This is a genomic window from Bradyrhizobium sp. 164, from assembly GCF_023073715.1.
In the GTDB taxonomy this organism is placed as follows: Bacteria; Pseudomonadota; Alphaproteobacteria; order Rhizobiales; family Xanthobacteraceae; genus Bradyrhizobium.
Genome location: NZ_JADPKA010000028.1, coordinates 93,657 through 106,938 on the forward strand (window position 1 = coordinate 93,657; position 13,282 = coordinate 106,938).

Sequence of the window (13,282 nt, forward strand, 5' to 3'; positions counted from 1 at the left end):
GTTCCGAAATCATTATCTTGCCCCACACCTCCCGATAATGGACGGACGCATGACCAACCCTGCCACAACCTCCCTGCTCGACCGCGCCAATCTCGACCGCGACCAGGTTCGCAACGAGGTTGCGCGCGGGCTGGCCGGTGCCGACGACGGCGAATTGTTCCTGGAATACAGCCAGACCGAAGCGCTGATGTTCGACAATGGGCGGCTGAAGCAGGCGACCTATGACACCTCGCAAGGCTTTGGCCTGCGCGCCGTCAAGGACGACGCGGTCGGCTATGCGCATTCCTCCGACGTGTCGCTGCCGGCGCTGATTCGCGCCGCGGATGCGGTCGCGGCCGTGCGCGGCGGCTATTCCGGCAGTTTTGCGGCTCCGCCCCCGCACACCAATGTGCGGCTCTATGGCGACGACAATCCGCTGGATGCTCCGGGCTTCGAGACGAAGGTCAAGCTGCTCGCCGAGATCGATGCCTACTTGCGCGACAAGGATCCGCGGGTGCGGCAGGTCAGCGTCAGCCTGGGCGCGACCTGGCAGGTGGTCGAGATCCTGCGCCCCGATGGCGAGAGCTATCGCGATGTCCGCCCGCTCGTGCGCGTCAACATCTCCGTCGTCGCCGGCCAGGGCGATCGTCAGGAGAGCGGCAGCAAGGGCTATGGCGGCCGCGCCGGCTATGGCGAATTCATCGAGAGCAGGTCCTGGCGCGAAGCCGCCGAGGGCGCGCTGCGCGAGGCGCTGGTCAATCTGGAATCGATTCCGGCTCCCGCCGGCGAGATGGATGTGGTGCTGGGCGCCGGCTGGCCCGGCGTGATGCTGCATGAAGCGGTCGGCCACGGCCTCGAGGGCGACTTCAACCGCAAGAAGACCTCGGCCTTTGCCGGCCTGATGGGCCAGCAGGTCGCGGCCAAGGGCGTCACCGTGGTCGACGACGGCACCATCGCCTCGCGCCGCGGCTCGCTCTCCATTGACGACGAGGGCACGCCGACCAATCGCACCGTGCTGATCGAGGACGGCATCCTGGTCGGCTACATGCAGGACCGCCAGAACGCGCGCCTGATGAACATGAAGCCGACCGGCAACGGCCGCCGCCAAGGCTACGCCCATGTGCCGATGCCGCGCATGACCAACACTTACATGCTCGCGGGCGACCGCGATCCCGCCGAGATCCTCGCCTCCGTGAAGAACGGCGTGTTCGCCGCGAATTTCGGCGGTGGCCAGGTCGACATCACCTCGGGCAAATACGTGTTCCAGTGCACCGAGGCCTATAAGATCGAAAACGGCAAGCTGGGGGCGCCCCTGAAGGGCGCCATGCTGATCGGCAACGGGCCGACCGACCTGCACCGCATCCGCATGATCGGCAACGACCTCGCGCTCGACACCGGTATCGGTACTTGCGGCAAGAACGGCCAGGGCGTGCCTGTTGGGGTCGGCCAGCCGTCGCTTCTGATGGAACGCATCACGGTGGGTGGAACGGGCGCATGAGCGTTGAAGAAAAGGTCACTGTCACCACCAAGCGGAAGAGCAGTGGCTGGGGCGGACAGCTGATGCAACTCGCCGGCATCGTCGCCGCCGTGTTCATTGCCAAGGGCGCGCTCGCCGAACCGTTCTACGTGCCGTCGGGCTCGATGGAGCCGACGCTGCTGATCGGCGATGCGCTGCTCGCCTCGAAATTTCCCTATGGCTACGGCACCTCGTCGCTGCCGATTCAGATCAACCTGCCGGAGACTGGCCGCGTGTTCGCGGAGACGCCGAAACTCGGCGACGTCGTCGTGTTCCGCTGGCCAGGTGATCGCTCGCAGGCCTGGGTCAAACGCGTCGTCGGCTTGCCTGGCGACCGCATCCAGATGCGGCAGGGGCAGCTCTTCATCAACGACCGTCCCGCCGAGCTGAAGCCCGATGGCGTTGGCGCTGCCGAGGACGACAAGGGCGGCAGCGAGCCAGCCTACCGCTATGTCGAGACGTTGCCGAACGGCGTGTCGCACCTGATCTTCAAGATGCGCGACAACGGCCCCCTCGACAACACGCCTGAGGTGACGGTGCCAGCAGGCCATCTGTTCGTGCTCGGCGACAACCGTGACAATTCCGCCGACAGCCGCGTACCTTTGCGCTCCGGCGGCGTCGGCCTGTTGCCGATCGACAACCTGGTCGGCCGCGCGGACGCGGTGCTCGGCTCCTGGGATCTCGGCATCCGCGGCCAGCCGGTGTGGACCTGGCTCTCCGGCTTCAGGCTCGCACGGTTCTTCACCGCTGTGCATTGAGTAGAGTGTAGATCGTAGGGTGGGCAAAGTGCCCACCGCTTCTATCGTAAGTGATGGTGGTCACGACGCGCGAAGGAGCGCGCGCCTTTGACCACCCTACGATTCCTACGGTTTGCCATGAGCAAAGACGAATTCCTCGCTCTCGCTCTGCAAAACCATGTCAACGCCGCGATCGTCGATGAACTCGGCCGACTCGCGCTGCCGGATGCGTGGCTGGTCGCAGGCTGCCTAGTGCAATCGGTGTGGAACGCGGTCACGAGCCGCCCGATCGATCACGGTATCGCCGATTACGACGTGTTCTATTTCGATTCCGATACCTCCTGGGAGGCGGAGGATGCGGTGATCCGCACGCTGCATGCGCGGCTCGCGCATCTCGCCGCCAAGGTCGAGGTTCGTAACCAGGCGCGCGTGCATCTGTGGTACCCCGACAAGCACGGTCTGCCCTATCCACCGCTGACATGCTCGACCGACGGCATCGACCGCTTCCTGACGCAGAACACGCAAATCGGAGTGAGACGCGCGGGCGACGGTTTCGATGTCTATGCGCCGCACGGGTTCGACGACGTCGCGAGGCTGATCGTACGGCCCAATCGGGCGCTGAGTTTTTCCGCCGCCAATTACGAGGCAAAATCCGCGCGATGGAAGGCGCTGTGGCCGGAGCTTACCGTGATTGCGGCGGGCGCGTAACCTCTCGTGTCCCGGACAAGACACATCGCCAGCGATGTGTCTTGTCCGGGACACAGGCCTATCTCACAACGCCGGACGTGAACCCAGCCTTCCGCCGCGGCGGCTTGATTTCCTTCTTCAGGAAACAGCGCGCCTCGCGCCCGGTGTAGCCGGGACGGGCATAGGTGAAGGCGCGGCATTTGTTGTCGGCGGTGCAGGCGGCCTTGCAGGTCTCCTCGCCCTCGCCGACCTTGAGCTCGAAATTGCGCAGGTCGCCGCCCGGGCGATCGATCGACGTTTCCACACCCTCGATGCGCGGCTCGATCACGCCAGCGCCGCGCACCCCGGAGATGCAGCAATTGCCCGGCACCCGCGTCGGCACCGTATTCTTGAGCCAGCACACCGCCGAGCCGCCCTCGACGTCGGGATAGTTGAAACTCCAGGAGCGGCAACGGCGGTCACGCTCGCACAGCAGCGCGCAATCCTCAGGGTCGCCCGAAGTGACCGGCGTGTTGAAATAGTCGCCGCCTGGGCGGTCGAACGCCGTCTGCGCCGGCGCCGGCGCGCTCGCAAACAGGAGCGAAAGCAGCGCGACGCAAGCCAAGACGCGGGCCATGACGACCCCAGGCAGGCGGCCCTTTCCCATCGGAACAGCTTTCGAGTTATTGACGATGCACAGGTTTTTCCAGCCGATCATTTGATCGCCGCAAACCTGTACGGGCGATGAACGGCTCAATTGCCTGCTATTAGCCTAATCTAGAAAGCGTATTCCGCGTAGGCAGGTTCCACCGAGCCCTTCCAGGGACCATTAAACTTGTCCAGCATCTCCTCAGCCGGCGTCCGGCCGAACTCGATGATGCGATCGAGCGGCTCCAAATGCCTCGTCTCATCGCGGCCGAGCTGGTCGAGCCGGCCACGCCGGCGCAGGCCGGCATGTGCGAGAACCAGGCACTCCTTGGCGACCTCGAAGAGATAGCGATCCCTGATCCGCGACTTGAAGCCGAAGCGCGGCACGTCGTCGCGCAAGGCCTGACGTTCAGGCGCGCTCCAGTGCTTCACGATTTCCCAAGCGGCGTCGAGCGAGACATCGTCGTAGAGCAGCCCGACCCAGAACGCCGGCAGCGCCGGCAACCGGCCCCACGGACCACCGTCGGAGCCGCGCATCTCGAGATAGCGCTTGAGCCGGACTTCCGGGAAGATCGTCGAGAGGTGATTGGCCCAGTCCGACAGCGTCGGTCGCTCGCCGGGAAGATTGTTGTTGCGGCCGTCGAAGAAGGCACGGAACGAGGAGCCCGATACGTCGATGTACTGCTCGCCGCGCTTGACGAAATACATGGGCACGTCGAGCGCGTAATCGACATAGCGCTCGAAGCCCATGCCATCCTCGAACGCCCACGGCATCATGCCCGAACGCGCATTGTCGGTGTCGCGCCAAATCTCGGAGCGGAAGGAGAGAAAGCCGTTCGGCTTGCCTTCGGTAAACGGCGAATTGGCGAACAGCGCGGTCGCGACCGGTTGAAGCGCGAGCGAGACGCGCAGCTTCTTGACCATGTCGGCTTCCGAGGAGAAGTCGAGATTGGTCTGCACGGTGCAAGTCCGGTACATCATGTCGAGGCCATATTGACCGACCTTCGGCATGTAATTGGTCATGATCTTGTAGCGGCCCTTGGGCATCACCGGGATGTCCGCGCGCGACCAGGACGGCGTCATGCCGAGCCCGAGGAAGCCGATGCCGAGCGGGGTTGCGATCTCGCGCACTTGCGCCAGATGCGCCATCAGCTCGCTCTGGGTCTGGTGCACGTTCTCGACCGGCGCGCCGGAGAGCTCGAACTGTCCGCCGGGCTCGAGGGAGATGGCACCGCCGCCGGTGACGTCGTAGAGGCCGATGATATTGCCCTGCTCCATGATCGGCTCCCAGCCGAGCAGGAGCTTCATGCCCTCGAGCAGCGCGCCGATGCCGCGCGCCCCCTCGTAAGGCACCGGTCGGTGGCCTTCGAGCGTGAACGGCGTCTTCTCGTGCTCGGTCCCCATGCGGAATTCGGACGGATCCTTGCAGCCGGCCTCGAACCACGCGACGAGCTCGTCGCGCGATTGCAGTGGCGTCATGTCGATCTGGTCTCGCGCCATATCAAACTCTAATCAAAAAGCGCTTCGACCGAACGCGCGGGTGACGGGAGCCTCCGCGAACCCGCCGGGCGCGCGGACGTGCTGGTTTGCCGCGCGATCATCGCGACGGTGTGCTTTCGTTGGCGTTTGCGGCGGGCGGCAGTTTCATCTCGCCGCACGAGCAGCCGAGGCGATCGAGCAGACCGCTGAGCTTGACGGCGTCGGCATCCGATAGTTTCGAACCGACATATTTCTCGATCGCGGCCGAATAGGCGCCCCACATCCGCTTCTGCAACTCGCGGCCGGCTTCCGTGATCTCGACGAACTGGCCACGCTTGTCGATCTTGCATTCGCGCCGCAAGGCGAGACCTTCGTCGACCAGGCGGTCGATCAGCCGCGAGGTCGAGTATTGCGGGATCAACATCTGGCGTTCGAGCTCCACCGGCCGCAACTCGCCAGAGGGGGCGCGGGACAGTTCGAGCAGCGCGTCATACCAGGCGAGCGGCGGGAACCCGGCCTTTTTCAGATCCTGCTCGACGCAATCGAGCACGCGGCTCTGCACCCGCATCAGGCGGATCCAGGCCGAAGTTGCCTCGGTCGATGGTTTGCGTTTCATGGTCCCGCTCAAGCTCGTCGCCCGCTCTTTACCTCATTCGATGCACCTGCATCAATCTTGACTATTTCATGCAAGCGCATGTAGTCGTTCTTTCGCTCCAACCAAGCGTCATGAGGAGGAAATTCCATGAAGCTGTATTATTCGCCCGGCGCCTGCTCCCTGTCCCCCCACATCGCGCTTCTGGAAGCCGGCCTGCCCTATGAGCTGGTCAAGGTCGATATCCGGGCCAAGAAGCTCGAAAATGGTGAGGATTATCTGAAGCTGAACCCCAAGGGCCAGGTCCCTGCGCTAGGCCTCGACAGCGGTGAGATCGTGACCGAAGGCCCGGTGATTGTCCAGATGATCGCCGATCGGGCATCAAGCAAGGCGCTGGCCCCCGCCCGCGACAGTTCCGAGCGCTACAAGCTGCTCGAATGGCTCAACTTCCTCACCTCGGAGGTGCACAAGAGCTTTGGCCCCCTGTTCGCCCCGGCGCTGAACGACGAGGCCAAGGCCTTCTTCAAGGACCGCGTCATGGGCAAGCTGAAATATGTCGACAGCCAGCTCGCCGGCCGCGACTACCTCATGGGCAAGCAGTTCACGGTCGCCGACGGCTATCTGTTCACGATGCTGACCTGGGCCGACCGCATGAAGTTCGACCTCTCGGCGATGCCTAACCTGACCGCCTACAAGGCCCGCGTCGCGGCGCGGCCGCAGGTGCAGGAAGCGCTGAGGAAGGAAGGGCTGCTTCAGGCGAAGTGATTGTTCTTCGTCATTCCGGGGCGCCGCGACGCGGCGGACCCGGTAGCTCGCAGTTGTTGCATGACCGAGCAAAGCCCATCGAGATTCCGGATCAGTCCGCGTTGCGGACTGTCCGGAATGACGGGTTCCGTCAGGCCGCCGCCTTGTTCGGCGCGAAGCGGCCGTAGAAGGTTTCGCCCTTTGCGGCCATCTCCTCGAGCAATTTCGGCGGCGTGAAGCGTGAGCCGTATTTGGCCTCGAGCTTGTGGCAGAGTTCGACGAACTTCTTCGTACCCATGAAATCGATGTAGGACAGCGTACCGCCGGTGAACGGCGCGAAGCCGAAGCCGAGGATCGAGCCGACATCGGCCTCGCGCGGATCGGTGATGACGTGATCCTCGACCGTGCGAGCGGCTTCCACCGCCTGCACCACCAGGAAGCGCTGCTTCAGCTCCTCGATGTCGAGCGTGTCAGGGTCAAGCTGCTTCGGCTGCAAGGCCGAGAGACCCGGCCACAGGCTCTTCTGGCCTTTGCCCTTCTCGGGATAGTCGTAGAAGCCCTTGCTGTTCTTGCGGCCAAGCCGGCCCTGCTTCTCGACCATCTCGACCATCAGCTTCTTCTGCTCGGGATTGATGGCGTTGGGACCGAGATCGGCTTCCGTCGCCTTCATGATCTTGAGACCGAGGTCGAGCGCGACTTCATCCGACAGCGAGAGCGGGCCGACCGGCATGCCGGCCATCTTGGCGCAGTTCTCGATCATTGCCGGCGGCACGCCTTCCAGGAACATCTCGTTGCCCTCGGCGACGTAGCGGCCGACGCAGCGGTTGGCGAAGAAGCCTCTGGAGTCGTTGACCACGATCGGCGTCTTGCCGATCTGCCGGACGTAATCCATCGCGGTCGCAAGCGCGACATCGCCGGTGTTCTTGCCCAGGATGATCTCGACCAGCATCATCTTCTCGACCGGAGAGAAGAAGTGGATGCCGACGAACTTGCCCTGGTCCTTGAAGCTCTCGGCCAGCGAGGTGATCGGCAGCGTCGAGGTGTTGGACGCGAAGATCACGTCGGACTTTAGGTACTCCTGCGCCCTGGCAAAGGTCTCCGCCTTGACGTTGCGGTCCTCGAACACAGCCTCGATGACGAGGTCGACATCCTTCAGCGCGGCATAGTCCGCCGTCGCGGTGATGCGGGCGAGCAGCGCCTCGGCATCGCCCGGCTTGGCGCGGCCCTTCTTGATCTGCTCCTCGATCACCTTCTGCGCATGCGCCTTGCCCTTGTCGGCGCTCTCCTGGTCGCGATCGATCAGGACGACGTCGAGACCGGCACGAGCCGAGACGTAGCCGACGCTCGCGCCCATGAAGCCGGCGCCGATCACGGCAATCTTCTTCACCTTGGTCGGCGGCACGTGCTTCGGACGGCGTGCGCCCTTATTGAGCTCTTGCATCGACAGGAACAGGCTGCGGATCATCGCGGCCGCCTCCTTTGAGCGCAGCACCGAGGTGAAATAGCGCGACTCGACGCGCAAGGCGGCGTCGATCGGCAGCTGCAGGCCTTCATAGACGCAGCTCATGATCGCGCGCGCGGCCGGATAATTGTCGTAGGTCTCGCGCCGATAGATTGCGTTGCCGGCCGGGAACATCATCATGCCGGCCTTTGAGAACACCGGACCGCCGGGCAGCTTGAAACTCTTCTCGTCCCAGGGTGCGACCGCCTTGCCACCGCCCTTGATCCAGTCCTTGGCCGCCTTGATGAGGTCGGCAGCGGGAACGATGGCGTGGATCAGGTTCAGCGCCTTCGCCTTCTCGATCGTGACGGGATCGCCCTTGAGCAGGATCGTCATCGCGTCCTGCGGCGGCACCAGACGCGGCACGCGCTGCGTGCCGCCAGCGCCGGGGAACAGGCCAACCTTGACCTCGGGCAGGCCGAGACGAGTCTTGGGGTTCTCTGCGGCAACGCGATAATGGCAGCACAGCGTGATCTCAAAACCGCCACCGAGCGCGAGGCCGTTGATCGCCGCCGCCCAGGGCTTGCCGGAGGTCTCGATCGAACGCAGGACCTGCGAGAAGCGCCGGCTCTGCTCGAACAGCATCTGGTTCGCCGCGGTCTCGCCCTGCTCCTTCAAGACCTTCGCGTAGGCCTGGTTCATGCCTTCGAGCATCGAGAGATCTGCGCCGGCGCAGAATGCTTCTTTCGCTGAGGTGATGACGACGCCCTTCACCGCGGCATCAGCCGTGGTCGCCTTGACGATCGCGTCGAGCTCATTGGTCGAGGTCTCGTCGAGCACGTTCATCGAACGGCCCGGGATGTCCCAGGTGACGAGCACGATGCCATCGGAATCGGTCTCAAGCTTGAAGTTCTTGTACGACATTTTGGTTGCTCCTCGGTGCCGGCCGCCGATCTCAGGCGCTGGCGGTTGACTTGAGATCTCGTAGGGCGGGCAAAGGCGCTCCTGCGCCGTGCCCACCATCATTTTCGAAGCGCAGTGGTGGGCACGCTTCGCTTTGCCCACCCTACAGCAACGCGTTACACGCGCTCGATGATGGTTGCGGTGCCCATGCCGCCGCCGATGCACAGCGTCACCAGCGCGGTGGACTTGTTGGTGCGCTCGAGCTCGTCGAGCACGGTGCCGAGAATCATCGCGCCGGTCGCACCAAGCGGATGGCCGAGCGCGATCGCACCGCCATTGACGTTGATCTTGGCATTGTCGATGTCGAAGGCCTGGATGTAGCGCAGCACGACGGAGGCGAAGGCCTCGTTGAGCTCGAACAGGTCGATGTCGGACTTCTTCATGCCGGAGCGCGCGAACAGTTTTTCGGTGACGTCGACTGGACCGGTCAGCATCATCGCCGGCTCGGAGCCGATATTGGCGAAGGCACGGATCTTGGCACGCGGCTTCAGGCCGTATTTCGCGCCTGCCTCCTTGCTGCCGAGCAGAACGGCGCCGGCGCCGTCGACGATACCCGAGGAGTTGCCAGCGTGGTGCACGTAGTTGACGCGCTCGATCTCCGGATGCGACTGCACCGCGACGCCGTCGAAGCCGCCCATCTGCGCCACCATCGTGAACGACGGCTGCAGCTGGGCCAGCGACTGCATCGTCGTCGAGGGCCGCATGTGCTCGTCCTTGGCGAGGATGGTGAGGCCATTGATGTCCTTCACCGGCACCACCGACTTATCGAAGCGGCCCTCGTCCCACGCCTTGGCCGCGCGCTGCTGGCTTTGCACCGCGTAGGCATCGACGTCGTCGCGCGAGAAACCATATTTGGTGGCGATCAAATCGGCCGAGACCCCCTGCGGCATGAAATAGGCCGGCACCGCCATTGAGGGATCCATCGGCCAGGCGCCACCGGAGGCGCCGATGCCAACGCGGCTCATGGATTCAGCGCCGCCACCGATCACCAGCTCATGCTGGCCGCTCATCACCTGGGCGGCGGCAAAGTTCACGGCGTCGAGACCTGAGGCACAGAAGCGGCTGATCTGCACGCCGGGCACGGCTTGGCCGAGACCCGCCTTCAGCGCTGCGAAGCGCGCGATGTCGCTGCCCGCTTCGCCCACCGGATCGACCACGCCGAGCACGACGTCATCGACCGAGTCCTCGGGCAGGTTGTTGCGGTCCTTCAGCGCCTTCAGTGGCACGGTCGCGAGCGCCAGCGCCGTGACTTCGTGCAGCGCGCCGTCCGCCTTGCCGCGGCCGCGCGGGGTGCGAACGTGGTCGTAGATGAATGCCTCAGGCATGACGCCCTCCTGATGTGATGTTCAACGATTGGGAGCAGGCGGCGGAAGCAGGTCAGAACGCTTCCGCCGGCAGTTCCATGATGGTGGCGCAGCCGGCCTGGATGCGCGCGAGATTGGCCGCGGTCTCCGGCAGCATCCGCTCCATGAAGAAGCGGCCGGTGACGAGCTTGGTCGAGAGATAGGGCGTGGCCCCGCTCTCGGCAATCTTCCCTAGCGTCACCTTCGCCATCTTCGCCCACATGTAGCCGAGCGCGACGAAGCCGAAGAGATGCAGGTAATCGGTTGCGGCGGCGCCGGCATTGTCCGGCTTCGCCATCGCGTTCTGCATCAGCCAGGTGGTGGCCTGCTGGAGATGGCCGAGTGAGGTCGAGAGCGGAGCGATGAACGGTTTTAGCGCCTCGTCGCCGCCGTTCTCCTTGGCGAAGGCCATGACCTCGCCGAAGAAGGCCATAATGGCGCGGCCGCCGTCCCGCGGCAGCTTGCGGCCGACGAGGTCGAGCGCCTGGATGCCGTTGGCACCTTCATAAATCATCGCGATGCGGGCATCGCGCACGAACTGCTCCATGCCCTGCTCGGCGATGTAGCCGTGGCCGCCATACATCTGCTGCGCGTGCACCGCATTGGCAAAGCCGTAATCGGTAAGGAAGCCCTTCAGCACCGGCGTCATCAGGCCCATGTGGTCGTCGGCGGCCTGGCGGTCCCTGGGATCCTCCGAGCGATGCGCGACGTCGCTCTTCAGCGCGGTCCAGATCACGAAGGCGCGCGCGGCCTCGTTGAAGGCGCGGATCGAGAGCAGCGTGCGGCGCACGTCGGGATGAACGATGATCGGATCGGCCGGCTTGTCCGGGGCCTTGGCGCCTGTCAGCGCGCGGCCCTGGATGCGCTCGCGGGCATAGGCAACCGCGTTCTGATAGGCGACCTCGGATTGCGCGAGGCCCTGCACGGCGACGCCGAGGCGAGCCTCGTTCATCATCACGAACATGCCCTGCATACCCTTGTTCTCTTCGCCGATCAGCCAGCCGGTGGCGTTGTCGTAGTTCATCACGCAGGTGGAATTGCCGTGGATGCCCATCTTGTGCTCGATTGAGCCGCAGACGACGCTATTGCGCTGCCCGACCGAACCATCGGCGTTGACCAGGAATTTCGGCACCACGAACAGCGACACGCCCTTGATGCCGGCGGGCGCGCCCTCGATGCGGGCGAGCACGAGGTGGATGATGTTGGAGGCGAGGTCATGCTCGCCGGCCGAGATGAAGATCTTGGTGCCTGATATCTTGAAGCTGCCGTCGGCCTGGCGCACCGCCTTGGTGCGGAGCATGCCGAGATCGGTGCCACAATGCGGCTCGGTCAGGTTCATGGTGCCGGTCCATTCGCCGGCGACCATCTTCGGCACGTAGGTCTGCTTCTGCTCGGGCGTGCCGTGCACCAGCAATGCCGCGGTCGCGCCCATGGTGAGGCCGCCATACATCGAGAACGCCATGTTGGCGGAGATCTGGAATTCATTGATCGCCTGGGAGAGCGTCACCGGCAGCCCCTGCCCGCCATATTCGGTCGGCGCCGACAGACCAAGCCAGCCGCCCTCGGCGACCTGCTTGAACGCCTCCTTGAACCCCTTCGGCGTGGTGACGCTGCCGTCATCGGCACGCTTGCAGCCTTCGAGATCGCCGATACGGTTGAGCGGCTGGAGCACCTCTTCAGCGAGCTTGGCGGCCTCGCCGAGGATCGCCTCGCGCACGTCGCTGGACGCATCCGAGAAGCCCGGCAGATTGTCGTAGCGATCGATCTGGAAGACGTCGTTGAGCAGGAAGTTCACATCGTCGACGGGGGCTTTATAGATCGGCATGGCGTTCTCCCGGCACGGGCCTCGACTTGGTTGAGCCTTGAAGTGGTGGAATTCTCGTGAAGTCCCTGCGGCGCAGTCGCGAGCTTAGCGGCTTCCGCAACCTCAGGGCAGTGTCATGATTGGGCGGCCAACTGCTCCGCCATCAGGCGGTGCAGCATGTTGATCGCCTTGAGCGGACGCACCATCACCTTGAAACGGGTAATGCGTCCGTCGCTGTCGAAACTGATGATGTCGACACCGTTGATCTCGATGCCGTCGATGACGTTCTTGAATTCGAGCACGGCGCCAGTGTCGCTGCGCCATTCACCGACATAGGTGAAGCCCGGGCCGCCGAGCACCTTCTCGGCGCTGGAGAGGTATTTGAAGGTGATGTCGCGCCCGCGCTGCGGCGAATGCACGACGGGGCTTTCGAACACGGCATCCGGGTGCAGAAGGTCCCAGAGCGCGGCGCGGTCGTGAGACTTCATGTAGGCGTACCAGGAATCGAGACCGGTCATTCTCGGGTGCCTCCCTAAGGGCAAGGGCAAAAAGGACAAAAACAACCCCATGCACAGTAGCGAGGAGGTTGATTCCGCTGGATTTTCCGTCGGGGTCTTTAGCCCCGTGCGCAAGCTGCCTCATATGCACATTGACGCATATGCGCCGATGCGCATAAAGTCAAGTAAGTCGGTCAAATTCGCGAAGGGAGGCCGGTCATGGCACTGGGCGACGCAATCCTCGCTTGCCTGACGGAACGTCCGATGACGGGCTACGAGCTCGCCAAGACGTTCGATTCATCGATCGGCTTCTTCTGGAAGGCCGACCACCAGCAGATCTACCGCGAACTCTCCAAGCTGCGCGACCGCGGCTACATCCAGGGCCGCGAGGTCGTGCAGTCTGGCAAGCCCAATAAACTGATCTATACGCTTACTCCCGAGGGCCGAACAGCACTGCGGCACTGGGCCGCGCGGCCCAGCACGCCGCCCTCGATCAAGGACGACCTCCTGGTGCGGCTGCATGCGCTCGACAGCATCGACATCGAGCCCATACGCACTGATCTGATGGCCCGCCTGGAGCATCACCGCGACCGCCACGCCAATTACGAGCGCATCCTGAAGAAGCGTTTTCCGGAGGGAACGGCGGAAGGCCGGCTCGACCTCGGCAATCTGCTCCTGCTTCAGCTCGGCGCCCGGCACGAGCAGATGGTGGCCGATTTCTGCGAGGAGGCGCTGGACGCGCTGTCGGCAATGAGCGGCAAGGCCAGCGTAGTGCCGCTGGAGGAGGGGAAGCGGGCGAAGGGCTGAGACGCATAGGCAGTGCCGGTCACCTCTCCCGCAAGCTTGCGGGAGAGGTCGGCGCGTAGCGCCGGG

The 13,282-nt window shown here is 64.2% G+C and carries 12 protein-coding genes; 5 read left to right on the forward strand and 7 right to left on the reverse strand.

What is annotated here, in order from left to right; translation table 11 throughout:
* Positions 1–49 precede the first annotated feature (49 nt).
* The 3 genes from tldD to IVB01_RS10545 all read left to right on the forward strand — a co-directional run bounded on the left by tldD (position 50) and on the right by IVB01_RS10545 (position 2,940).
* Positions 50–1,477, forward strand: coding sequence for a metalloprotease TldD (gene tldD / locus IVB01_RS10535; RefSeq protein WP_247281767.1), 1,428 nt, complete (start codon positions 50–52; stop codon positions 1,475–1,477).
* The gene (gene lepB / locus IVB01_RS10540; RefSeq protein ID WP_247281768.1) at positions 1,474–2,253 is read left to right on the forward strand and encodes a signal peptidase I; all 780 of its coding nucleotides are present in this window, start codon (positions 1,474–1,476) and stop codon (positions 2,251–2,253) included. The genes tldD and lepB overlap by 4 nt, the downstream gene beginning before the upstream one ends.
* A 117-nt stretch (positions 2,254–2,370) precedes the next feature.
* Positions 2,371–2,940 carry a nucleotidyltransferase family protein gene (locus IVB01_RS10545; protein WP_247281769.1) on the forward strand — a complete coding sequence of 190 codons (570 nt, stop codon included), beginning with the start codon at positions 2,371–2,373 and terminating at the stop codon, positions 2,938–2,940.
* A 58-nt stretch (positions 2,941–2,998) separates the two neighbouring features.
* Here the strand turns inward: IVB01_RS10545 and IVB01_RS10550 are convergent, their stop codons facing one another.
* From IVB01_RS10550 to IVB01_RS10560, 3 genes are all read right to left on the reverse strand, one after another.
* Positions 2,999–3,565, reverse strand: a complete 567-nt coding sequence (locus IVB01_RS10550; protein WP_247282045.1) for a PAN domain-containing protein — start codon at positions 3,563–3,565, stop codon at positions 2,999–3,001.
* Positions 3,566–3,675: 110 nt separating this feature from the next.
* A complete protein-coding gene (locus IVB01_RS10555; RefSeq protein WP_247281770.1) occupies positions 3,676–5,046 on the reverse strand; it encodes a glutamate--cysteine ligase in 1,371 nt (456 codons plus the stop codon).
* A 97-nt stretch (positions 5,047–5,143) separates the two neighbouring features.
* Positions 5,144–5,641, reverse strand: coding sequence for a MarR family winged helix-turn-helix transcriptional regulator (locus tag IVB01_RS10560; protein ID WP_247281771.1), 498 nt, complete (start codon positions 5,639–5,641; stop codon positions 5,144–5,146).
* A gap of 126 nt (positions 5,642–5,767) precedes the next feature.
* On the opposite strand from IVB01_RS10560, the gene gstA reads away from it, so the two are divergent.
* On the forward strand, positions 5,768–6,382 hold the full coding sequence (gene gstA, locus IVB01_RS10565) for a glutathione transferase GstA (protein ID WP_247281772.1): 615 nt from the start codon (positions 5,768–5,770) through the stop codon (positions 6,380–6,382).
* A 130-nt stretch (positions 6,383–6,512) separates the two neighbouring features.
* Here the strand turns inward: gstA and IVB01_RS10570 are convergent, their stop codons facing one another.
* From IVB01_RS10570 to IVB01_RS10585, 4 genes are all read right to left on the reverse strand, one after another.
* Positions 6,513–8,726, reverse strand: a complete 2,214-nt coding sequence (locus IVB01_RS10570; RefSeq protein ID WP_247281773.1) for an FAD-dependent oxidoreductase — start codon at positions 8,724–8,726, stop codon at positions 6,513–6,515.
* Between the two features lie 155 nt (positions 8,727–8,881).
* Positions 8,882–10,090 carry an acetyl-CoA C-acetyltransferase gene (locus tag IVB01_RS10575; protein ID WP_247281774.1) on the reverse strand — a complete coding sequence of 403 codons (1,209 nt, stop codon included), beginning with the start codon at positions 10,088–10,090 and terminating at the stop codon, positions 8,882–8,884.
* A 52-nt stretch (positions 10,091–10,142) separates the two neighbouring features.
* Positions 10,143–11,933 carry an acyl-CoA dehydrogenase C-terminal domain-containing protein gene (locus tag IVB01_RS10580; protein ID WP_247281775.1) on the reverse strand — a complete coding sequence of 597 codons (1,791 nt, stop codon included), beginning with the start codon at positions 11,931–11,933 and terminating at the stop codon, positions 10,143–10,145.
* Between the two features lie 113 nt (positions 11,934–12,046).
* Entirely contained in the window at positions 12,047–12,430 is a 384-nt protein-coding gene (locus tag IVB01_RS10585) for a nuclear transport factor 2 family protein (protein ID WP_247281776.1), read from the reverse strand.
* Positions 12,431–12,628: 198 nt separating this feature from the next.
* Here IVB01_RS10585 and IVB01_RS10590 point away from each other — a divergent pair, with 198 nt between their 5' ends.
* The gene (locus tag IVB01_RS10590) at positions 12,629–13,216 is read left to right on the forward strand and encodes a PadR family transcriptional regulator (protein WP_247281777.1); all 588 of its coding nucleotides are present in this window, start codon (positions 12,629–12,631) and stop codon (positions 13,214–13,216) included.
* The last annotated feature ends 66 nt before the right edge of the window (positions 13,217–13,282 follow it).